15 protein-coding genes and 2 pseudogenes are annotated in these 24264 nt (G+C 40.4%); 1 reads left to right on the top strand and 16 read right to left on the bottom strand.

Annotation, left to right across the window (positions count from 1 at the left end; genetic code table 11):
- Positions 1-151 precede the first annotated feature (151 nt).
- The 13 genes and pseudogenes from KXD37_RS06785 to KXD37_RS06725 all read right to left on the bottom strand — a co-directional run bounded on the left by KXD37_RS06785 (position 152) and on the right by KXD37_RS06725 (position 18343).
- A complete protein-coding gene (locus KXD37_RS06785; protein WP_129550932.1) occupies positions 152-625 on the bottom strand; it encodes a hypothetical protein in 474 nt (157 codons plus the stop codon).
- A gap of 22 nt (positions 626-647) precedes the next feature.
- Positions 648-7664, bottom strand: coding sequence for a tRNA nuclease WapA (gene wapA / locus KXD37_RS06780; RefSeq protein ID WP_263463434.1), 7017 nt, complete (start codon positions 7662-7664; stop codon positions 648-650).
- Between the two features lie 170 nt (positions 7665-7834).
- Complete coding sequence (locus tag KXD37_RS06775; RefSeq protein WP_263463433.1) at positions 7835-8770, bottom strand: DMT family transporter; 936 nt, start codon at positions 8768-8770, stop codon at positions 7835-7837.
- Between the two features lie 158 nt (positions 8771-8928).
- On the bottom strand, positions 8929-9375 hold the full coding sequence (locus KXD37_RS06770; protein WP_101864243.1) for a universal stress protein: 447 nt from the start codon (positions 9373-9375) through the stop codon (positions 8929-8931).
- A 102-nt stretch (positions 9376-9477) separates the two neighbouring features.
- Entirely contained in the window at positions 9478-10887 is a 1410-nt protein-coding gene (gene bglH / locus KXD37_RS06765; protein WP_127696315.1) for an aryl-phospho-beta-d-glucosidase, read from the bottom strand.
- Between the two features lie 26 nt (positions 10888-10913).
- Positions 10914-12752 (bottom strand): beta-glucoside-specific PTS transporter subunit IIABC, encoded by a 1839-nt coding sequence (locus KXD37_RS06760; RefSeq protein ID WP_263463432.1) that lies wholly within the window; start codon positions 12750-12752, stop codon positions 10914-10916.
- A 398-nt stretch (positions 12753-13150) separates the two neighbouring features.
- Positions 13151-13453 (bottom strand): annotated as a pseudogene (locus KXD37_RS06755) (contact-dependent growth inhibition system immunity protein).
- A gap of 600 nt (positions 13454-14053) precedes the next feature.
- Positions 14054-14682: pseudogene (locus KXD37_RS06750) on the bottom strand (T7SS effector LXG polymorphic toxin); the annotation flags it as partial.
- A 284-nt stretch (positions 14683-14966) separates the two neighbouring features.
- Positions 14967-15293 (bottom strand): Imm8 family immunity protein, encoded by a 327-nt coding sequence (locus KXD37_RS06745; protein ID WP_106019814.1) that lies wholly within the window; start codon positions 15291-15293, stop codon positions 14967-14969.
- A 16-nt stretch (positions 15294-15309) separates the two neighbouring features.
- Positions 15310-16926: a ribonuclease YeeF family protein gene (locus KXD37_RS06740; protein WP_263463431.1), complete on the bottom strand. Its 1617-nt coding sequence runs from the start codon at positions 16924-16926 to the stop codon at positions 15310-15312.
- Between the two features lie 19 nt (positions 16927-16945).
- Positions 16946-17215 carry a YwqI/YxiC family protein gene (locus KXD37_RS06735; protein WP_044160050.1) on the bottom strand — a complete coding sequence of 90 codons (270 nt, stop codon included), beginning with the start codon at positions 17213-17215 and terminating at the stop codon, positions 16946-16948.
- A gap of 11 nt (positions 17216-17226) precedes the next feature.
- Positions 17227-17592 (bottom strand): DUF5082 domain-containing protein, encoded by a 366-nt coding sequence (locus KXD37_RS06730; RefSeq protein ID WP_263463430.1) that lies wholly within the window; start codon positions 17590-17592, stop codon positions 17227-17229.
- 319 nt (positions 17593-17911) lie between these two features.
- A complete protein-coding gene (locus KXD37_RS06725) occupies positions 17912-18343 on the bottom strand; it encodes a very short patch repair endonuclease (RefSeq protein ID WP_041334049.1) in 432 nt (143 codons plus the stop codon).
- 155 nt (positions 18344-18498) lie between these two features.
- On the opposite strand from KXD37_RS06725, the gene KXD37_RS06720 reads away from it, so the two are divergent.
- A complete protein-coding gene (locus KXD37_RS06720; RefSeq protein ID WP_041334046.1) occupies positions 18499-19605 on the top strand; it encodes a DNA cytosine methyltransferase in 1107 nt (368 codons plus the stop codon).
- Between the two features lie 82 nt (positions 19606-19687).
- On the opposite strand, the gene KXD37_RS06715 is transcribed toward KXD37_RS06720, so the two are convergent.
- The 3 genes from KXD37_RS06715 to KXD37_RS06705 all read right to left on the bottom strand — a co-directional run bounded on the left by KXD37_RS06715 (position 19688) and on the right by KXD37_RS06705 (position 24200).
- Positions 19688-21688, bottom strand: coding sequence for a Z1 domain-containing protein (locus tag KXD37_RS06715; protein WP_071578884.1), 2001 nt, complete (start codon positions 21686-21688; stop codon positions 19688-19690).
- Positions 21689-21699: 11 nt separating this feature from the next.
- Positions 21700-22659 (bottom strand): restriction endonuclease PLD domain-containing protein, encoded by a 960-nt coding sequence (locus KXD37_RS06710; RefSeq protein ID WP_411910717.1) that lies wholly within the window; start codon positions 22657-22659, stop codon positions 21700-21702.
- Positions 22660-22781: 122 nt separating this feature from the next.
- Positions 22782-24200: a glycoside hydrolase family 43 protein gene (locus tag KXD37_RS06705; RefSeq protein WP_263463428.1), complete on the bottom strand. Its 1419-nt coding sequence runs from the start codon at positions 24198-24200 to the stop codon at positions 22782-22784.
- Positions 24201-24264 lie beyond the last annotated feature (64 nt).

The following is a 24264-nucleotide window of genomic DNA, read 5'->3' as shown; positions in this document are numbered from 1 at the left end:
GTTCTTTTCATTTGATTATTCTTTCTCTTGTTTTCTTTGTCATTTATCATTCAGATTTGTTCTAAAAAAAGCTTGTATCGCTTATTGATACAAGCTTTTTTTGCTCTTATAACAAATTAATTTGTTTCCCATAACCACACTACACTAAGTATTATCCTAAATATTCCTCAATTGTTTTTACATTTGGTAATAGCCTTTTGAGATTAACTATTAACTCAGGGCAGCCCGTGAAGACAATATCAGAGGAGTCAAAAAAACCGACTTCGAATACAGCTCCTTCTACTGGCGAGTTGTAGTCTTTATCCCAATAAGCCCTATTCTCATTAATAACTGGTACCGAGGATAGAGACAGTTTATTCAATGATTTAGAGACAGCTGTAAATACTCCAAAAGTGGGAACGATGTCATAAGTACTGAGTATCTCCTTTAAATTTTCACCTTTTATATACACGAATTCTAAGTGTCTTGAGAATAATTCATGCTCAATATAATTTTTATTTTCAAACAATGTTATATCAGAAAGATCACTGATAAGCCAATTATATTCTTCTATTTTCAAATCTATCTTGTCTAATAAGAGTTTTAAATTAAAGTATTGATCATTATCTTCTAATACAATTCTCATTCTTTGCCTCCTAATCTATACCTTATGGTCTCTCCCATCGTTGTCTTGGCTTCACTTTACTCCAATCCCATCTATGCTTATGAGGAACTATTGGATGTTCTTTTGCATTTCCATGATTAGTATAATCAATATCGTATTTTGCCCATCCTCGATGATCATATCTTCTTTTTTGATGCATTTTCTTCTTCTTTATCCAATATACAGTGCTGTTCCGTTTTCCCCCCTTCGCTACTGGTTTTTTAAATGTAACATATCTATTACTCTTCCTTATTTTCCCTCTATATTTTACACCTTTTGATTTTCGAACGAATTTGTAACTTTTAACCGCTTTATAAACCCGACTAGCACCCTTAAATATCTTCCCAGGACCAAAGTTAGAAGCAGCTGCCCAAGCAGCACCTTTCCACCCTTTACCTGATTTATATGCCTTATACCCATCATAGGCTGCAAATCCGGCATTTACCACAAGCCATACCCAGTGCCCATCCGGGTCAACCTTCATCACCGGATTGTTATTGGCATAAGTATACCCATTCTGATCCAATGAATCACCGTCACTGCCCGGGTCTGGGTCAAGTGAGAGGAACACGCCGTTTCTTGGCTCGTAGTAGCGGGCCATGAGATAGTACAGGCCGGTTTCTTCGTCGTATTGGTAGCCTGCGTAGCGGTAGCGGTTGTCTTTTACTTCATCGCTAGCTTCGGTTTTTGTTGGATTTCCCCATGCGTCGTATTGATATTTGGCAACGGTTTTTCCAATGCTGTCTGAGATCGCGATGACGTCGCCGTGTGCGTTGTAGTGATAGAAATATTTCTTGCCATTCTCTGTGTAGGATAACAGCTGGCCGCTGTCACCGTATGTGTATGATTTTGTGACTTTGTTGTCCGCGTCTGTTTCATACAAGACGTTCAGGCTGTCTCCGTCGTAGAAGTAGTTCGTGACGTTTCCGTTGACGTTTTTTTGGATTCTGTTTCCTTTTTCGTCATATTTGTATGTTGCGAAAGGCTTGTCTTCGCCTTTTTTTGTAACGGCAGTCAGGTTATCCTCCGCATCCCACGTATATGTGAATTTGCCGTCGGATGTGCGGTTGCCGTTTTTATCGTAAGACATGCTTTCATCATTGACTTTTGTCAGCTGGTTCATGATGTTGAAGGAAGCGTTCACCGTTTTACTTGAACCGTTTTTTACAGTTGTAACGGTTTTCCGGTTCCCGAATCCGTCATATGTGTATTCAATGACAGTACCGTCTTCATGGGTTTCTTTGACAAGTTGATTCAGCTTTCCATACTCATATTTCACCTTGCCGCTTGCTGAGCTGTTTATCGTTGTGCGGTTGCCGTTTGCATCGTATTCATAGCTTTCCGTCAGAATGCTTCCGCCATTTTTGTCGCCGATATGCAGCGAGCTTACAAGGTTTCTTTCGTCATATGAAAAACTTGTTCCGCCGCCGTTGCCCGTAATAAAGGTTTGGACGTTGCCATTTTCATCATAATCAAATGAATAGGAAGATGTACTATCTTTCATCTCAACCATTTGATCCAGTTTGTTATACGTAAATTGATTCGTTCCTTTTTGGTCCCCATGGCTCCATGAGAAGGTTTTCAGCTTATCGGAGTCACTAGGATATGTCCAAGTTTGGCTGCCGCCGCGGTCAGTCAATTCGGTTAAACGGTTTTTGTTGTCAAATGTCCGTTTCTTTGTGGTGTTCTGCTCTTTATTGACGACCGATGTTTCATTTCCATTTTTGTCATACGTGAAATTGTACTTTTCTGTACCGTTATACGATTTTGACTTCACCCGGTCTGTTCCATCATAAGAAAGAGACACTTCGTTGCCGTTCGGTGAAATGGTTTTGGTCAGGTTGCTGTTGGCATCATATTCGCTTGCTAGCACATTACCCAGAGGGTCAGTTGTTTTGACAAGCTTGCCCATGACATCATATTCGTATTTATAGGTTTGATCTGCTCCCGCCCGAATGGTTTTGCTTACCTCATTGCCTTCCTTATCATAGCTGTGAAGGATAGACGTGCCGTTAGAGAGCGTCATGTTTGTCAATTGGTCTGCCTGATCATACGTATAGGTTGTTTTTTCACCTTTTGCATCCGTTTCAGCCGTTTTCTTACCAGTTTCATCGTAATCAGTTGAAGTAGAGTATCCTAGTTCATCTTCTTCCTTGGTCACATAATTTCCATTGCTGTCATACGTGCTTTTTGTTAAAAGGCTTCCTTCAATCAGACGGATATCATCAAACCACGCTGTTCCTGTCGCACTCTTTTGGAACAGTATGCTGATATCGACTTTATTAATCGGCTTTGTTTTTGGTATAACAACAGCTGCACGGTTCCATTCCTGTGTTCCAGAAGGGAATTTCGCATTGTATACGCCTGTGCTTCCGTCCGCATAAGTAACATTAGCCTGCAAAGAATAGTCTTTTTCATCTGTGAACTTGACACTGCTTGCTTTCGACATGCCTGTCAGTGTGAGATAAACCGGTTTGTCGTTTGCACTTTGCCCTAAGACAATGGTTTGTTTTGTTACTGATCCAGCTTGGGACGCACTGGTCCGGGCAGCTTTTAATGATACTTCATCATTAAAGCCTTCTTCAGAATCAACGGATGCCCCGCTTGCGCTCCAGTTTTCCGTTGCTGATGTAAAACTGCTGTTTTGAACTGGGTTATAGCTTGATGATACTTCGCCTTTTTCCAGCTGGACTTCATCGAACCATGCTTTTCCTTTGCCGTCTTTATCTCTATGATCGACTTCCATATATACAACGGCTTTTCCTGCATTTGCTGGAGTCGTAAAAGTGATTTGCCGTTTTGTCCAGTCATTTTTTCCGGCTAATGCACTGTATTCATTGTGAATCCATTGAATTCGTTTTTGATCTTTGTCTCGCAAATCAATGTTAAAGTAGGCTCTTGATTTCGCTAGATCTGTTTTGATTTTCCCGCTTAATGTATAGGTTGTATTCGGCTCCAGTTCGACTGTTTGTGTCGCTGACGAATACCCATGATCTGTTCCGGCAGACGTTGATTGGCTCAAGACTTCCAATGCCTTTGATCCGGAAAGAACCCCGCTTTTATCGGCGATGACTGAGATTTTGCCGCTGTCTTTAGATGCGGTCAGATTCCAGCCGGATTTTTGCGCTTCAAAGCTTCCATCTTTCAGGATATTGGTTGAGGCTGATAACTCTTTGCTGGATTGAATCTGATTTCCGTATTTATCATAAACGGCTGCTGAAGATGATTTTCCGCTCTGATCGGTTTCGGATACAGCATCTAGTCCGTCATAGGCAATATCCGTGACATTGCCCTCGGTATCCTTCATCTTTGTGACATCGTTGTTTTTGTTGTATTCGTATGTCTCAGTTCCATATGCGTCTTTAACAGACGTAACGTTGCCATCTTTGTCATATTGATAGCTTTCCGTTGCTTTTCCTGTTCCGACGTCGTTTGGATCTACATCTTCTACGACATTGTTGCCTTCATACTTTGTATTCGTTGTAATTTTTAACCCTTCCGCATCATCAATGACCTGAATCGGATTTCCCGCTTCATTATAGCCGTACTGTACTTTCCGGCCATTCGGCTGTGTCATGAGAAGCGTCTTTTTATCAGCATCATAGCTATAGACATATGTTTCTTTTTTAGCGTTGATCGCTTTTTCGAGACGGTGTCCGCTATACTGATATTCGGTAAAGACAGGCTTTGCTTCGGTACTGTTGGCTGAATATTGTTTGACAAGGCGTCCTTCACCATCGTAGTCATAGCTTGTGACAGTCCCATCTGTATCCGTGACTTTCTTCAGCAAATCATTCTCATATGAGTAGGTGACTTTCTTATTCTTAGGTCCGGTGATGGAAGTCACATGGCCATTTTCATCATATGTGAATGTGAGCTTGCGGCCCGATGCATCTGTAATGGCTGTCAGTTGATTCTTGTCATTGTAAGTGTAGACGGTTGCATTGTTGTGGCCATCCACTATCTTTTGAAGCTTGCCGCCTTTTTTATTGAAATAAGCGTTTGTTTGATCCTTTGTTTTTAATATGAACTGATCAGCTGTTTCTGTTAATTCAAGATAGACACCGGTCGGCGGCTGATACGTGCCATCGGCTTTTTTAGTAAAGCGATGAGTAGTAGCGTCTTCATCAATATACATTGCCCCGCCGTCCGTCGAGATGACAGATGTTTCTGCATCAGCATACCAGCCTTGTCCAAATAAGTGATCGGAGCTGTCAAGACTGTTGTAGGTTCTCGATAAGCCAAGTCCCGGTCCGCGCCCGTCAATTGACATATCTTCTTCATTCACAATGACATTTCCTGTCGCACCGTTTAACTGGCCGCTTGGGATATCAATGATAGACCAGTATTCTTCTGTTCCAAGGAATTCTGCGCCTTCATGGAACGTTGGGTTAAAGGGTGCTGTCGGAATCGTTTCACCATTCGCATCATAGGCGGAAAGAGTGAAGGAATAATTCTTCTTCCCTTTGTAATTTCCATTTGCATTGTTATAGACAGGTGACGGGTCAAGTGCCAATTCACGGCCTTTTCCGTCTGTATGCAGCTTGTAGCTTCCGGCTTTTATTTCCTCAGAAGTCGGCCAAATGTTTTTATTTTGGGTTGTCCAATGATCCACGTCCCCAACATCATAGGACTGATATTCTTTTCCGTTATAGATATTAATTTTATAGCCTTTCGCATTTTGAACCTTTTCCCATATCAAATTCACATAACCGGTTTGGCTTGATTTTGTGTTTGTATACACATAACCGGATAAGTTCTTTGGTTTAGCGATATCAGGAAGTGTCGGGTTGGCAGCCGGTGATGCAATGGCTTCGCCATCTTTGTTATAGGCGATTATTTTAAATGAGTAATTTTTTTTGGCTGCATCCCCACCGGCGTTTTTATAGGTTGGTCCGGGATTGATCGGCAGCTCTGCTCCGTTTCCATCCTTTAGGTGAAGAGCATATTTTCCCGCTTTAATTTCTGCACTTGTCGGCCAGATCTTTTTCCCCTTGGTGGTCCAAGACGTCTGATTTCCGAGATCAAGTGTTTCAAAGCCTTTCCCATTGAACACCTGAACTTTATAGCCAGTTGCACCGGATACAGCTTTCCAAGAAAGATCGAAGTATCCTGTGGCATTCCCATTATTAAATGCCTTTGTTGACGGTGCTTGTGCTTTCCCTACATTAGGGATAACAGGCTTTGCCGGTGCGGACATCGCCCCTTCTCCCTGATCAAAAATCGCGCTGACCCCGATCCAATAGTTTTTGCTTGTGGCATAGGTTCCGCCGGAGTTCTTATACACTGGAGATGGATCTAGCGCTAATTCAGTTCCGCCTTTTCCATCAAGGTGAAGCTTGTACTTACCGGATGAAATTTCTGCACTTGTCGGCCAAATGTTTTTCCCTTTTGTGCTCCAGGATGTCGTGTTGCCGACTGAGATCGCTTGATATTCTTTACCATTATAAATCCATACCTTATAGCCTTTTGCACCCTCGGCCTTTTTCCAACTGATATTGAAAAAACCAGTGCCGTTCCCGTTATTGTATGCCTTAACAGCAGGTGTGCTCGCCTTCGGGATGGTGTATGTCACTTCAATATAAGGCTTATTGTTTGAGTTCGCTGAGGAAATTAGTTTTTTCCAGTATTCCTTACCGTTTCCGTTTGCATGAAGCTTAAATCCATAATTGGCCCCGCCGGAGTTCCATGACTTTACAGCGGCGGTCACATCGTAACTCGCCCACTGTCCTTTATGGACGTCGGCTTTTCCGATATTTTTAGATGCCGGTTTGGTGTTCCATGTTACTTTTGCATGATCATAATTGCTGTTGACTGTATCCAGCCAAAGACCAGTTGCCTTTGTTCCATAATAGGAATGGGCTACGTATGTTTTTAATGTAGCTTTGCTGACTGTCATATTTTGAATCGGTTTTAAATTGTTAAATTTCATAAACGCATAATTGGTGCCTGTTGTTTTGTCGTAATAACCCGTTTTCAGCACATAGGCCTTCAGATTAGCATCCCATTTCTGCGAAGATGCCGAATAGTTGGTCGTCGGGTAGGCACTCATGACAAACGTATCTGATGAAACAGATAAAGACGTTGACGGGTCGATAGACACTGGATACACGCGTTCAGGGTCTTTCAGCCAGTTCTCGTCTGCCGTGAGATGAAGCAAATACCCTTCTTTATTCTTTTCCAGCTTATAGCTGACTTTTTCTGATCGTCCCACCTCGCCGGAAAGTTCATCCAGTTTTGAATCAGTCATAAAAGGTTTAGGCACAGAAAAAACAACTTTTCCTTTTTCATCAGAAAAATCTATTGATCCATCCTCTTGTTCTTTTGCCTGCAAATCGGTTTTCACCTGAAATGAAAATGTGTTGTATCCGTCATACTGATGAAGGACTAAATCTTCTTTTATGTTTTCGTTGAATGTGAAAGTCTGAAGATCAATGTTCGGAAAAACATCCGGATAAACAATCTCATTACCATCAGTCTTATAATCTGCTGGAGTATCTTTCGGAGTAAGTGAAGTTTTATTTGGACCTTTTGCTTCTACAAGTGAATATGTAAGCTTGTGATCATTGTGCTCAAAAGTCGCATAAAGTCCGTTCTTCATTTGCTTTTGAAAATCTGAATTCAAAACAGCATTTTCAGTTTCAACTTGTTTGCTTGTCGTTTCTTTTAATTCAGGAGAAATCTCCTCCCAGTCTGCATTCGTTGTTTCCTTTGTATGAATAGGATCAAGGTATACTTCCTGTTTATAAACACCGTCCCCTTCATAATAAAGCTTTGTGTTTTCCGTTCTTTCTGAGGTGATTTCTCCCTCTTTGTTTATATCCTTCTCATTAAATGGTACAGCTTCCTCTTTTTGATCATTCTGAAGGGTTTCTTCCGGATCAGCAGTTGCGACACGATTTCCGGACTCTTCTTCTGAAGTTTTTGCCAGTACATCTACTGGCAATAATGAAATCATTAGCGCCAACACTAAACATACGGCAATGAATCTCTTAACGTTCCGCCTCTTTCTTTTTTTCATTTTCTCTCTCCTTTTGTAATAAAAGTAATATTTACTCAACAATGTTAACGTCACTGAAATATTATTACAATATTTTTCTAGAAAATTTATCTTATTTTAAGATTTAAAAAGAGCAAAAAGACCCAAAAAACCAAAAAAAGGCCCATTTAAGGCCTTTACACTTTTTTCTATCATGATTGAAATTGTTCTAAATCCTTTTCTTCAGCAGCTGCATCCGCCTTCCCCTGCCTCCTGACAAGCGTCAAAGCCATACCCGCAAAGATCATTGCAATGCCGAGTGTCTGAAAAAGATCCGGGCGGAATCCCGTAAACACGGTATCGAGCACAATCGCGACAGCGGGGTCGAGGAAGACAATGACCGAAATAAATTTCGTTGATAAAAATCGCAAACTGTCAAAAAACAGCAAATACACAATACCTGTATGAATAATGCCAGTGGAGACGACCATGATCCAGTTTCCCTGAGACAGGTTTGCAAAAGCGCCGAAGTGAATAAACGGAATCAGGATGATAACCCCTAAACCGGTTTGCAGGAAGGTGGTCGTGTAAGGGCTGAGGTTTTGAATGCCTTTTCCCAATAAAGTGGTGAACGCATAAAACAGTGCGGCGAGAACTGCCCAAATGATTCCTGATCCCATCAGCTGTGTCAATGAAGTGCTGCCGTTAATCCCGGAAATCAGCGCCGTTCCAAGAAAGCAGATGATAATGGAGCTGACGGAGATCACATTTAATTTTTCTCTATAGATAATACTCCCCAGGAGAAGAACAAGCACAGGTGCAAGGTGGTATACAGAGATGGCAATTGTAACTGACGTTTCTTCAAAAGACTTAAATAAGAAGACCCAATTGAATACCAGAAAGAAACCGCAAGCTAAAGTTTGCAGGACTTCCCGCTTGCTCCATTTTTCAGTTTTATGCTGACCGGACACCAGCCAGCAAAAGCTTAAAAATAGCGTCGCGCACAGACAGCGAACGAATACCAATTCAAACGACGGCAGATTGGTATGCTCAGAGAAAAAGCCAATGGAACCGAAAATCACCATGGAAATGACCATTTTCAGCACGGCTGTTGATTTTTGTTTTTGTAATATGAGATTTTGCTGCATCAAATGCCCCCCAGTATAGCTATCTGCAGATATAAGAGAAAATCCTCTTTTTTACATATTGATACTATTATAAAGGAAGCAGTTCCATAAATCACCCAGAGTTATTTTACGAATCTATACATAAAAAAAGCGCCTTGTAGGCGCTTTTTTCTTCTTATCTATCGAACAATTAATACAGGACAAGGTGATAATTGAGACACTTTATGGCTGACGCTTCCAAGCATCATTTCTTTCAGGCCGCTGATGCCCCGGCTTCCTACTACGATCAGGCTAACGCCTTTCTCTTTTGCGGTATTTAAAATTTCGTGTGCCGGCTCTCCCTGTGCGTAAATGATGTCGGCTTGAACACCGCTCTCGGCCGCTTTCGCTTTCGCGTTCTCAAGGATGTGTAAGCCTTCTTTTTTCACTTCTTGCCTGATTTCATCAATAAAATGTTCTGGTACATAGACAATCCCGGTCAGAGAAGAAGTCGCTACGACGGCTTCTCTCCCCACATGAAGGATGCTTAGTTCTGCCTGCTGTTCTTTTGCCAGATGCACTGCGGCATCAAGGGCTTTTGCACTCATTTCTGACCCGTCAATCGCAACTAACATTTTGTTAAACATACGCTTCCCGCCTTTCGGACTGTGGGTGGTTCATCTTTCTCTTTTATTGTCCGCCTGCTGTCTGTTATTGTCAATTGAGGTGTATGTTTATTCATAAAGTTGTCAGAGACTTTCTCCGTTTGTGGCAATGACCTGCTGATACCAGCCGAAGCTTTTTTTCTTGATGCGATTCAATGTTCCGTTCCCCTCATTGTCTCGATCAACATAAATGTAGCCATAGCGTTTTTTCATTTCGGCAGTGGACGCGCTGACAAGGTCAATCGGTCCCCATGATGTGTATCCGATTAAATCAACGCCGTCCGCAATGGCTTCCCGTGCTTCAATTAAATGTTCTCGCAGATAGTTGATTCTGTAATCGTCCTGGATCGTGCCGTCCTCGTCAACTTTGTCCACAGCGCCAAGGCCGTTTTCCACAATGAACAGCGGCTTTTGATAACGGTCGTATAAGGTATTGAGCGTGATGCGCAAGCCTTTCGGGTCAATCTGCCAGCCCCATTCTGATGATGTCAAATAAGGGTTTTTGACTCCGCCCAGCAGATTGCCTCCTGATTTCGCAAGATCTTCAGGATCAGTGCTCGCCGCCATGGACATGTAGTAGCTAAATCCGATGTAATCGACCGTATGTTTTTTCAACAATTCCTCATCGCCTTCAGCCATTTCAATTTCAATATTGTTTTCTGCCAGATAGCGTTTCATATATCCCGGGTACGCACCTCTTGCCTGCACATCTGAGAAGAAAAGTGTTTTGCGCTCATTCTCCATTGCCGCGAAGACATCCTCCGGCTTAGAGGTCATCGGATAGGTTGTTGTCGCGGCGATCATACAGCCAATTTTTGAGTCGGGAATGATCTCATGCCCCGCTTTAACGGCAAGGGCGCTGGCGACAAACTGGTGATGTGCGGCCTGGTACATCGCGTTCAATTGATGTTCTCCTTCTTCAAAAACAAGACCGCCGCCTGTAAACGGTGCATGGAGGACCACATTAATTTCGTTGAATGTCATCCAGTACTTCACTTTGTGTTGATAGCGTTTGAAAACAGTTCTGGCATAGCGTTCATAAAATTCTATGACTTTGCGGTTCTTCCAGCCGCCATAATGTTTCACAAGACCGAGCGGCATTTCATAATGAGAGATGGTCACGACTGGCTCAATATGATGCTTTAACAGCTCATCAAACAGATCATCATAAAATTTGAGGCCTTCTTCATTTGGCTCCTCTTCATCGCCATTCGGAAAAATTCTTGTCCACGCAATCGAAGTCCGGAACGCTTTGAAACCCATTTCTGCAAATAAGGCAATATCCTCTTTATAACGATGATAAAAATCAATTCCGGTATGATACAGATTTAAAGAAGTCATCGATTCATCAAATGGAGACATGATGCCGTTCGGTGATACATCAGCTGTCGAAAGTCCCTTGCCGCCCTCGTTATAAGCACCCTCAACTTGGTTGGCAGCGACCGCGCCGCCCCATAAAAATCCTTCTGGAAATCGTTTTGCATTTGCACTCATTACAGTTCACCTCATCAGTTTATTTTTTAAGATAAAGCAAGCAGCGCTTCTTTTGTTTGAACCCTGCCGATTTCTTTTACCGGCGAAAATGAATATCGGTCTGTGTTAGTGACGATAACCGGGGTGATCACGTCATATCCAGCTGCTTTAATCTGTTCCAGATCAAAGGAAACGAGAGGATCTCCAGGCGCGACCTTGTCGCCTTCTTTGACATGAGACGTGAACCATTGGCCCTCCAGTTTGACAGTGTCCAATCCAATGTGTATGAGGATTTCAGCTCCCTGATCACTCGTAATGCCAATGGCATGCTTTGTTTTAAAAACAGTGGTAACGCTTCCATTCACAGGAGAAACCACTTCTCCTTCTTCCGGCTCAATAGCAAATCCTTTTCCCATAATCCCGGCAGAAAACACTCCGTCATTGACTTCGCTTAATGCCTTGACTTCACCTTTAATCGGACTGTGAATGATTTCTCCGCTGCCCTCATGGCCATTTGTCACAGAAGGCTGCTGATCACTTTCAGACGGTACATCCTCGAATCCAATAAGATAAGCTGCCGCTGTTCCCGCAACAAACGCAATCACAAGACCAATTATCGCGTAAATAAACGTTGGGCCGATAAAGACCGGGATACTCGGCAGCCCTGCGTTGCCTCCGACAATGTAGGAAGCGACACCCGTAACGCCGTAAAATGCGCCGCCAGCCGCACCGCCAAGTAAAGCGGCCGCAAACGGTTTTTTCAATCGCATATTAACGCCGTACATCGCGGGTTCTGTAATTCCCATCAGCGCCGTCACACTTGTGGTAAGCGCAAGCGATTTAAATTTCTTATTTCTGGAGCGAAGAAAAACCGCAAAAGATGCGCCGGCCTGCCCCATATTCGCCAAAAACATGGCGGGCAGCAAATAATCGTGGCCGTTTTGCGCGATGTTGTTAATCATAATCGGCACCAATGCATAATGCATGCCCGTCATAATGATCAAAGAGAACGTTCCCGCAAGCAAAATCATCGCCACAAGCCCGGCATGAGCAAATAAATAGTTTACGCCGACAGACAAGTATTCTCCTAAAATAGCACCCAGCGGACCAACTGTAATCAATGTCAGCGGCACGACAATCAATAATGTCATGGTCGGAACGACAATCAATTTGAGAGAAGAATGCGTGATTCGGTCAATCCATTTTTCCACATACGATGCGATCCAAATCGCAAGCAAAATCGGGATGACCGTTGATGAATAAGTGGCAGCGGTTACAGGAAGCCCGATAAAGGAAATGCTTTTCCCTGAACTGAGCAGCGCCGTCAGATCCGGATGCAGAATCGCCGCTGCAATCGCCGCCGCTACATACGGATTGCTTCCAAACTTTCTCGCCGCACTCATCGCAAGCAGGAGCGGAAGAAAGTAGAACGCACCGTCACCAACAGCTGACAGAATGACATGGACCTGGCTTTCCTCCGCCATCCAGCCGAATGTGACCGCTAGCGCAACAAGCCCTTTGATCATCCCCGCTCCCGCAATCGCAGGCAGAATCGGTGTAAACACACCAGAAATCACATCAAAGACCGCACTCAGCACATTCTTTTTCTGGCCAGATGCCCCGGCGCTCTTTTCATCACTGAGGCTGCTGTTTTGCAAAATCGCCTGATACACCTTCGGCACATCATTTCCGATGATAATTTGAAACTGCTCGCCGCTGATATTGGTGCCCATCACACCCGGCAGCTGCTCCAATTGACTCCGGTCCGCTTTCGAATTGTCATAAAGATTAAAACGCAGTCTCGTCATGCAATGAATCACGCGCTGAACGTTTTCTTCACCGCCTGCGAGTTGTAATATGTCTCTCGATAATTTATCATAATCCATGTGTATACCTCCTTTTTTTGGGGGAACCGGCTGGATGAAAGGTGGCCGCCTTTCTCCAGCTTTTTTGTATTTAATGCTGCATCACCTCCAAAATGAGAATAAAAAAAACCTAAATGACACAGATTGCGAGAGTCTCCTCCTGCACCTGTACCATTTAGGTTTTGCCTGCTTTCGCAGTAACAATCCTGACGGGTCGCTGTATTTGTTTTGTAGGTATACTTTAGCACTAGATTTATAGAATGTCAACGCTTTCATTTTTAATATTGACTAAGAGTATCGATTCTAGTACAAAGGTAATAATAAAGATTTAAACTTATTATTAACTTCAATAAAAAATTATTGTTATTAAAAAACCTTGAAAGGCATTTTTTCCAATCAAGGTTAAGAATCGTTATCGTTTAAATTTTATTTAAAGACTTCTTTATTTGCACTATTACATTTTTTAGCCAATCAATTGGTTCTAAATTAAACGCAGGAAAATACACGCCATCTGCGCAAGATTGAATGTAATCATTTTTCTCATTGTCTGAATGCTCATTTTCAATAAAACCCGTTAAAAAGACAATAGCATACTCCAAATATTCCTTACTTTCCTCTGTTAATAACTCTTGTAAAGCGTCATCGGGAGATTCAATATCCTGATGGAATGTTCAAGCTAAAAACTGAAAAACAGGGTCCTCTTGTTTATTGATCGATAACATGTCATCTTGCTCCTTTAAGGGAGAGGTAACGGAATAATAATCCTGATAGATATTTCATTTTGGGGTAAATCTTTAAATCATTCATCATCTAATAAATCATAGAAGATCCTGGTTCTTCAAGTGTATGCTCACCCTTTAGAAACTCTATTTATATCCCTCTATATTATTTAATTTTTTTTATAAGTATTCTTTTCCTGAATATATAAATATCTAAAGGGAACAAAAAGAAAAATACACCATATGAAAAACCAGCAATCACATATAACTCTATATCGTGAACTTGATTGACCTTTGCTAACCAGGCTGTCATGATTTATAAAAATATTCCTGCTAGCGGCAAAACAATCTGAATGATTAATAACGATTCATTTATTTTTCTCAATAAAAATTTCTCATCTATTTTCTTCACTCTCTATTATCACCTTAAACTCAAAAGTCCGATTTCTTTAGGCTATGGCTCAATATTTAAAAGCCTTGAAAGGCTAATGCCAATCAAGGTCTCCTACATTTTTTGTTTTTTTTCTGATAATCCCCAGACACAAAATTCATAGTGATATTCTGTGCGTTCTATACATAATCCGAAATTAAAATCTTCTGATGAATGATATTTTTATTTACCTTTTTAGAATGAGGCGTTTTGACAACTGAATCGACTTTAGACTTTTCTTTCTCGGCTAATTTCTTCAACATCAACTCCATCAGTGATTCATCCGGCTGTTTCATTTGCGGGTTAATCGCGCCGAAGGTTTGGTTGATGTTTTCTTCTTCCTGTGATTTCAAGATGGAGCCGCTTTTGTAGCCTGTGATTTCAATTTTCGGACCGGTGTACATGGTTTCGAGCTGGTCTATATATTTTTTCATCGTTTGAAAATCTGATTTTGCCGTTTCTAGTGCTTGAGTTTGCTGGCCGTCAAATTGAAAGAGCTTATTCAGGGTGTCCGAAATCAGTCGCTCAGCCTGTTCATCCGGAAAAAGGAGTCATTGACTGTCGGCAGGCTGACGATGTGGTCGCTAGCTGATGTCTGGCGATTCACTGCGTCAGTGAGCTGTTCTGTCACTTCTCGTGCATGCTTGCCCCCGTGTCTCGCGTCGTGTGAGAGAAAAGCCTCTGCGATCATGCCGTGGGAGTCAGATTCTACAGAGGAAATCGCTTGCTGTGTTTGTTTCAGCACTTTTTTGTATTCGTCGATAAACATGCCAGAGAAAAGGAGAAAGGGTTTATGAATTAGCTTTATAAAAGATTATTTTTATTAAAAAACCTTGAAAGACACTTTGCCAATCAAGGTAAAACAGTTACCACTACACTAAGGAAGCAAACCAGAGGGTCCTCAAAACCATTTAATTAAAATAGTTATGACGTGAGATTTTTATAACCAGGAATCTCTTCTAACATGAAAAACCTCTAGTTGTTTATCATATAACATGTGTATTAAATCCGAAATTGATTACAGTTCCGATATATTCATATTCTTTTAGTATAACTATAAGCGACTAGCCAACAACTCTTTTGGTGTTATCCTTGTAATTTAAAGTATTGAGCTAAATTATTCATATACTTATCATAGTCATCGTCTTTACATTTATTCATGATAGTCTCTACAGTAGAATTGACAGTTTTTATATTAAAATCTCTCATTATGAGATATCCATGACCTAATTCAATTTTTGTACTTTCAAGTATCTTATCCAATCTTTTAGGGCTAATAATATTAAAAGTAAATAAATCAGAAGCACCTGGTATATCAGTCAATCCTACGTCAAGTTCAAATGAAACGTAGAAATCATCAGCGTCCTCACCCCAATTTTCATAGTCTTTAGTTAAAGCTTTAATTTCTAACATAATTATATCCCACCTTTTAATCTAAAATATCAACATGTACATTTCTTAATTCTGTTTTTGATCCTACAACAGTAATTTCATTTTCAGTGAAGTTCGCTCTCCACATTTTTTCCTTTGGTTTATATTGCAATCTGAAAGCTCTCATTTTATCTACACTTTTGTACCCTAAAAAATTTCCTGCTTTATCATACATTTTTTCCGCTCCTTGACCAACCCAGCCTTTTCCTGCATCTAGTGCATTCTGACGTGTTGAGCTACCAAGAGTTGATAAACCTTTAGGGGAATTTTTTATTCCTATAACCGTTTGGGAAGAGCTTAAATTATCTACATATCCAGGATGCCACCACTTACTATTAACACTGCCTTTAGAAGGTTTCTTTTTTACGTCTCCCTTTATATCCTTCTCCACTACATGTTTAGCCACATCTGTAACAACACGCTTCCCGCCTCGGACCGCCAACTTTTTAACAGCACCCTGAGGGCTTACCCACTCAATAAATTCATATTGAGTTCCGGCAAGAAACGAATCAATTGGCTTAGCTCCGCCTACTTTATCCTCTGGAATGTAAGACACTTCTTCTAGCCGCTTTTTCCCTCCAGCGTAGAGTTCTCTCACAATTTGGCCGTTTTCATATACAAAATATTTGCCGCCGACGTAGTCGATGCTTGCAGTATCACGAGTTAGTTCGTCAATCACTTCTATCGTATCTATCTTTTTTAATCCTTTATGATTATATAGTTTATCATTTATCACCCGTATGTCTCCATAGACTTTCGGGTGGGCTGCTGCTTCTTTCTGCAGTACCGTCAAGTTACTGTCATCACCATAAATCTCACGCTCGATCTTTTGTTGTTTGTCATCCATTATCACAGAATCAACGTTTGATTGCTTATGTTTCTCCAGTTTCTTCAGCATCATCTCCATCGGTGATTCATCCGGCTGTTTCATTTGCGGATTGATGGCGCCGAAGGTTTGGTTGATCTTTTCTTCTTCCTGTGATTTCAAGATGGAGCCGCTTTTGTAGCCTGTGATTTCAATTTTCGGACCGGTGTACATCGTTTCGAGCTGATCGATATATTTTTTCATCGTTTGAAAATCTGATTTTGCGGTTTCTAGTGCTTGGGTTTGCTGGCCGTCAAATTGAAAGAGCTTATGCAGGGTGTCCGAAATCAGTCGCTCAGCCTGTTCTGTTTCCATCCGGAAAAAGGTATCATTGACTGTAGGCAGGCTGACGATGTGATCAACGGTTGATGTCTGGCGATTGACTGCGTCTGTGAGCTGTTCTGTCACTTCTCGTGCATGCTTGACCCCGTGTCTGGCATCGTGTGAGAGAAAAGCCTCTGCGATCATGCCGTGGGAGTCAGATTCTACAGAGGAAATCGCATGCTGTGTTTGCTTCAGCACTTTTTTGTATTCGTCGATAAACATGCCAAAGAAAAGGAGAAAAGGCTTGTGGCACTCCTCGTAAAAGGTCCGGATGGCATCTCCGCCTTTTCCTTTTAACGCATCCTTCATGCCTGCCAGATGCTCAACACTTTTTTCCAGCTTCTCCAGCTGCTGTTTTTGCTTGTCCAGTTTCTCAATCGTATGCTGAATGCCCTCGTGAAGAGCGTGGACATCTAATGTTTTCAATCCCTTGTCCTCCCGCGCTTTATTTCATGGAAGATGATATGTTTTCGTCCGTTTCCTTCATGGCGTTTACCGCGCTTTCCGTTTGTGCGATATGCTTGGCCAGAACGGATGCATATGCTTCAGTGAGCTCTTTGATGTCCTCATTTAATTGCTCGATGGACTTCACAACGTTTAAATGATTTCTGCCTGAGAGATGGCCGGGCACGGAGGACTTGAGTTCAGCTGAATTCTTGAGCTGAGAAAGCCCTTGCTTCACTGTGCCATAGACCATTTTAATTTCCTGAGCCATTTGTGCTCACCTCACTTTTTATGTTTTTCCTTCTCTATTTCATGCTCTATTCTCGTGATTTGGCGTCTGATGGAATAGACATCGCTCTCTAATGAGTGGATTTTCCCTTCGATGCTTTCGATAATGACGCTGACCTGTTCGCTTTTAATTTGTTGATATGCTTTGTTCATTCCTTCACGAATATCTTCAAACCGCTCCGCATGTGTTCCTCTCCACGCCTCTCGGTTAAGATGAGGCCGGTGAATGAGATGCTGAGCCTCGGAAAATTCGTGTTTGATTTGCCTGATTTCGTGCAGCACTCGTTTTAACTGATGGATCTGTTCCTGCTTTTCATGTAAGTCGGCTTTTACCGAATGTAACAACATTTCACTATGCATGCCGCAACACCTCTGTTTCTATCAAACTGTGTCAATTATTTACAATACAGACTATTTTCATATTACATGATGGGTCATATTGGATAAATAGGTAAAAGGGTTTGTCTTGAAGAGGATTTGAATAAGCCTAAATATCTACTGATCTCTTTGTTTTATTTTCTCCTGATTGAAATCCAGCATACAAAGGACTATGTATCTAGGCTAATTAACCTCATTCAATTCGATAAAATTAGGATCTATCTAAATTTCGAGGGGAAAATGTTATTTCAATGGGAATTAATTTAAGAGAAACAATTTAAAACCTGGATAACTAATCCTCTTAGTGTCTTTTAGAGAATTCATCTTTTGTTTCTTTTATAAACTTTTCAATTTTATCTATTGCCATGTTAAAATCTTTCTTAAATTCATGTTCCCATATCCTTAAGATATTCCATCCTTTCTCTTTGTAATAAGACGTTACTTCACTGTCCCTAACTTTATTGCGTTTTAGTTTAGCCTCCCAATATTCTTTATTGCTCTTTGGCATATTTCCATGAATGTCACAACCATGCCAAAAACAAGAATCTATAAAGACCACTATTTTATATTTTTTTATTGCAATATCAGGTTTTCCGAAGAGAGATTTTACATTCCTTCTAAAACGCATTCCTCTTCTCCATAATTCAGCAGTTGCTTTATCTTCTAACTTAGATTGTGATTTTATAGCCTGCATGTTTTTTCTTCTTTGTTCTTTTGTATGTTTATCAGCCATTAAATCATCCCTTTCAACTTTTGAATATTCATTTTTCCCCGTTTAATTTCACTTAAATCTTTTAAAAAGGTAAAAACAAACGTTCCCCTTGCTGCAAAAAAATATGTTATAGTTTATAATATGTATTACTTAGATTAATTAATGGAGGTTTTTATATGATCTTCCGTAAAGGAGAGCTTTTTAGCGGACCCGGAGGACTTGCTTTAGGTTTAACAAGCGCGTGTATTGTTGATGATTCTGGTAATGAATATAAAATCAAACACGAATGGTCTAATGATTATGATGAATCAGCTTGTAAAACATACAGACGTAATATTTGCCAGAACATAGATGACTCGAGTGTAATTGAAGGTCCTGTTCAGGAACTTGACATTGAAAGCCTCCCGCCAATAGATGCTTTAGCGTTTGGATTCCCTTGCAATGATTACAGTGTAGTAGGTGAGCACAAAGGGATGAGCGGTGATTATGGTCCGCTTTATTCTTATGGTGTTAAAGTTCTTAATTATCATAACCCTAAATTTTTTATTGCTGAAAATGTAGGCGGACTTCAAAGTGCAAATGAGGGAAAAGCGTTTATACAAATATTAAAAGAACTGGCCTCTGCAGGACTGGGCTATCATTTAACACCTCATTTATATAAGTTTGAAGAATATGGTGTTCCTCAAAAAAGACACCGAATCATAATAGTTGGTATTAGAAAAGATCAGGACTTAGTATTTAAAGTGCCTGCACCTATTACACCAGATAAATACGTAACTGCAAATGAGGCTCTTAATAACCCTCCAATTCTAGATTTTACAGAGAATCATGAGCTAACAAAACATAATCCTAAAACAATTGAAATGTTAAACTATATTCCTCCCGGCAAAAATGCTTGGTATGAAGGAATTCCTGAAGAGTTGCGGCTAAAGGTCAAAGGGGCGCGAATGAGTCAGATTTATAAAAGGCTCCATCCAGATGAACCTTCTTACACCGTAACTGGCAGCGGAGGTGGAGGAACTCATGTTTATCACTGGGATGAACCAAGAGCATTAACTAATAGAGAACGTGCTCGCCTTCAAACCTTTCCGGATCATTTTGTTTTTGAAGGAAAAAAAGAAAAAGTAAGACAGCAAATTGGAATGGCTGTCCCTCCTAAAGCAGCTAAAATTATTGCGGAAGCTGTTTTAAAAACCTTTGCAGGTATTGAATATCCCTTTGTCAAACCTAAATGGACATTTGATGAGTTAGTCCATGAAGGAAAAGTACCTTACACTGTCTAAGCTTATTAAAAGCTTGTAGAAGTTTTACTTCTACAAGCTTTTTTGATAGGGTTAGCAACTTCCTCCTATACAACTTTTAAAGTTAACTAAACATTTCATTCGCGGAAAACATAAAATATGTATTTCCATCAGGAAATCTTAGATTTGGAACCCATAACGGCTTGTTATCAGTCCAGCCCTTATCTAAAGAACCAGTATATTTATACATTATCAACGTAGGACCATCTGGGTTATACAATTGATTATCATCTGAAGATAACATTGACCTTGCATACTTTTGTATATCTCTATTTCTTCGTACAGCAAGATAACCACGATTATTATACATATTTTTCATATTTTTCAAACATGCTAATACAGCCTCATCATCCCAGCTGCCTCCTTCAAAATTCTCTGATTTAGTTAGATTTATAATCTCAATCAGAGTCTGAATCGGCACCATAGTTAGTCCCTGATCACTCTTGTAACTTGCTAATAGTTGATCTAATAAACTAACATTACTCACTAATGGATTTCTAGGAAAATACCGTTTTCCTGACATATAAAAAAGTACTGAATCCAAATAAACAACGTTTGATCTTGTCGGTTTAATTATAGAATGTTTTGTTCTTGATAAAACTAATGCCTGCAAGTCATTCGGATTAGATTTATCAATTACTTCTCGAAGCCTTTTTTCTGAAAGATAAACCTCCTTAAAAATGTCTGAAATTGAATGAGATGTATAAAACCTCAAAGCGCCCAAATCTTTTTGTCTATAACCGTACATCCTTGCATGTTGAAGAATAGTGTCAACCTTGGGAGCTTGGCTTGTACGCCCATAATAGGTTACTAGCAACCTTTTAATCGTTACTCCTCGTCCTAGCTTATTTCCACCTATCAATATATTAAATGGAGCACTGTAGTTTGGTCTTTTAAAATGACTTCCAGATATAATTAATTGTGATTGTGTACTAGTAATATTATCTGCAATTTCGCTTATAACTGATTCAAAAGAAGGTACTCGACTATTAGTCTGAGATAAGTCACGGTAAGCTTCATTCAAATATGTATAAACAATATCTCGTTCTTCCTCACGATTTTCCTCATGTAAAGCTATAGATAAACTCGTAATAAAACCATTAATTATAGCTTCAAGTCTTTTATGATCATCCTGTTTATGACTGACATGGCATAAGAATGTATAATTTGTTTCCTCTTCATTACATATTTTCATAGCAGCCCCTACAAAAAAGGTGCACAGTGCCTGTCTCAAGCCAGTGGGAATTGCCAAACCGCCTGTGTAAAAGGACAGATTGGAATTTTCATTCATTATGTCATCTATTTCTGTATCTGCAAATGACTTCATAGCAAATGATTCGTCCTCAAAAAAAACTTCTCCTCCTACATAACCTACTCCCGGATCAAATTTTTCAATAAAATCTGGACGAAAAGCTTTATTAGCACCTTGTAAAAAGAGAGCTTGAGGGGTAGCCGTAACCTGTACGTACACATGTTTCGGAAAATAATCTCTTAACTTAACTATAGAAGCACTTACTTCACTTAACTTACTTTGCATATCACTGTTTGCAAATGTATTTAGACTAGCTTGGTCAGCTTCATCATCAAATATTATTGCTCTGGTAGAAGTCGAAATATACTGATCAATAAACTCTTGCATTTTGGGCAAGATCAATTTATTCTTGGTTGTGACCAATACTATCCCACTATGCTGAAGAGCTGTACGGATTCTGGTTGTCATTGATTCAATTCCCCAGGAGTCCTTACCAAGTGTTAACAATCCAGGTAATGCTTCTTGTATACGTTCAAGTGTCTGATCATATAACCAAAGATTATCAGAAGTTAATACTATAAATAATCGGTGCCCATTATCAGCTGCTTTTGCGATTGTCATTAGCATATTGTTAGTTTTACCGCTTTGAACCTGGCCAAAAAGCAATCCTTGACGAGTTTCATCATAAGGTTTCCCTATTTTTATATTCATTTTCTCTGCAGTTGTCATTATTCTATCTATTTCTTCTTGTGGCAAATCCCTTTTAAGGACCCGATTGAATTTTTTCACCTTACTAATACCTGATTGAATCATTTACAGTCTCCTCAGCTAAAATCCATAAAATACGTTTCATTATTTATTTTATAAATAGTTACATAGTGTCTACCATACCTATCTAAATCTTCAATACTTACAAAACCTCCCAATGGGACACCAAGGCGATTTCTAAAATATTTACCCAAAATACTATTATCTCTACATGTCTCAAGAGCCTTATTATCATCTTGAGCTACCACACAAATAAAACTCTCTCCATCATCAGTAATAACCGTAAATTCTATCTTCTTATCTGGAAAGAAGTCTGTTTTTCTCACTTCTTTAGGTACAGGTATGTATGCTTGATTTAATTCTCTTCCTGGTCTTTGTCCCCAATTCAAACCCGACTTTTCATGAATTTTTCTTCTGTTATTATTTACGGTTAACGGAAAATTAAAATGGCAATAACCTTTTTCTTTTACTAAGTTTCCCAGTGCAGAACCATCAATATTTGAATTGTTAGAATTTGATTGATATGTGAATTTCATAGTTTTTTCAAGACTTGGTTGATCAAACGGTACATAATCTTTTAAATTAGAAAATATGTTTATCACTTGCGAAGGATTAACACTAGCCATTGTTTCACTATAATTAGAGTATCCATTTCTTGTGAAATTAGCAGATCCTACAAAAGCTGATTCAGAAATAAATAAACTTTCCTGTTCCCACAAAACTATTTTAGAGTGTACAGGTTTATTGCCATTATGATAATTCACAGTCAGTCGCTTTGTATCATCTGCCATCTTCAAATATTCTTTGTGGTCCCAAATAGTTATTGGCTGGACTTTTGTCATGCCTATAAATAACTCAATTTCTACTTCATTAAGAGTATAAAGTACATGATGTAAAAAAGAAGGAGAAGCATAAGCAGTAATAATTTTCAACTTTCTCCTTCCTTCATTGTAAGGATTAAGTATTATGTTATTAAATAAATTGCTATTAAATACAGAAATAGCGCTGACCTCCAATCAATATTTTTATACAAAATAGAATCTTAAGTATCATAGATTTTTAACAAAATATGCTTTTCACTTATTATATATTGTTTAAACTAGTAGAGTCTAGAATTTCACACCTTTATTTGAAAAAATCAGTTCACTCCCCAAACAGCCTCACCGCTGCCATTCAACACACTAAACGTCATCACGTTCTTCTCTCTCACCGAATCCCACTGGCGTAAAAATACGCCATTATACGTCTTGCCGGCTAACGTGATTTCGGCTGCGTCATTTCCAGTTTTCTTCCACGTTCCGGTCATTTCCCCGGAAATGGTGTGGTCTTTGTTGAGCTGAATGTTGATGGTTTTTTTGATGTCGGCTGAGATGTCTTTTCCGTGCTGGATGAGTTTGTATGTTCCTGTGATGTCTTTTTGCTTTACTTTTTTCAGTGTTTCACCTGCGTATCGATATGGCGCTGCTACCGGCCAGCCGTCTTTGTTCATGAACATCTGGTGGACTCTGACTTCGTGTTCTTCACCTCTGCCCGGGAAGCGGGTGTGGAAGATTAAATAAGAACGGCCGGTTTTTTCGTCATAATAGGCTGAGTTGTGGCCCGGTGAGACGTATCCGGCTCCTTTTTCAGTTTCTGTTTCAAATGAATAGCTGCCCATGAGTTTGACGCCGTACGGCTCAATGGAGCGGTCATCGAAGAATGTGCCTTCTTTGCCTTTGCCATCAATCATTGGATTGCCCTCTGCGTCATAATACGGGCCATCTGGTTGTTTGGAGCGGGCGACACGGATGTTGTAGCCGCCTGTTGCGTCTAGACCGCCATATGATAGGTATAAGTAGTAGTAGTTGGTGTCTGGATTGTAGAGGATATATGGGCCTTCGATTCTGCTGTGGTTGCCGCCGAGCAGTTTTTTGCCGTACCCCTGTCCAGGGAGCGGGAAGCCCGTTTTCGGATTCATTTCCAGGATGAAAATGCCGCCTGAATATGAACCGTACACCATCCACAGCTTGCCGTTTTTATCAAAAAAGGTGTGCGGGTCTACGACGTTCGGGTGTTTTGTTGCGTCATACGGTGTTCCATCATTGCTTGTGCCTTCCATGCCTGATTTCAAAAAGATGCCCTTGTTTTTATAGGGCCCTTCGATGTTGTCAGCGACGGCCACTCCCATGGCGGATCTTGGTGAGTCACCGCGGCAGGCATTGTAGTACATATAGTATTTGCCGTCCGCCAGCTGCGCGACATCAGCCGCCCACAGGGTATCGGATTGCGCCCATTCGAAGGTATCTTTTAATTCTTCATAGACATTGGGAATAAGAGGGTTATTGTTGCTGACACTGCCAGTCAGCTGCTGCCATTGCATGAGGTCATTTGTTTTCGCTGAAGCTAAGTGAGATCCGAAAACGTAAAAGCTGCCGTTCGTCTCAATGATGGAAGGATCATGGACGCTGACTTCTTTAAAGACGGGTTTTTCTGCCTTTTGTGCATGGGCAGCATTGGGCAGGGTGAAAGCCATGAGAAGAGCAGCAAGAAAACATACACGAAACAATCGGTTGAACATCTGTACAGTTCGCCTCTCTTTTTTATTAAATTTTTAAGCGCTTACATTTCATGAAGGAACACCC

The sequence above is a fragment of the Bacillus sp. XT-2 genome (assembly GCF_025696525.1).
Classification (GTDB): Bacteria; Bacillota; Bacilli; order Bacillales; family Bacillaceae; genus Bacillus; species Bacillus halotolerans.
The sequence above is the reverse complement of the archived record's forward strand: the minus strand, read 5'-3'. Positions and strand labels throughout refer to the sequence as shown.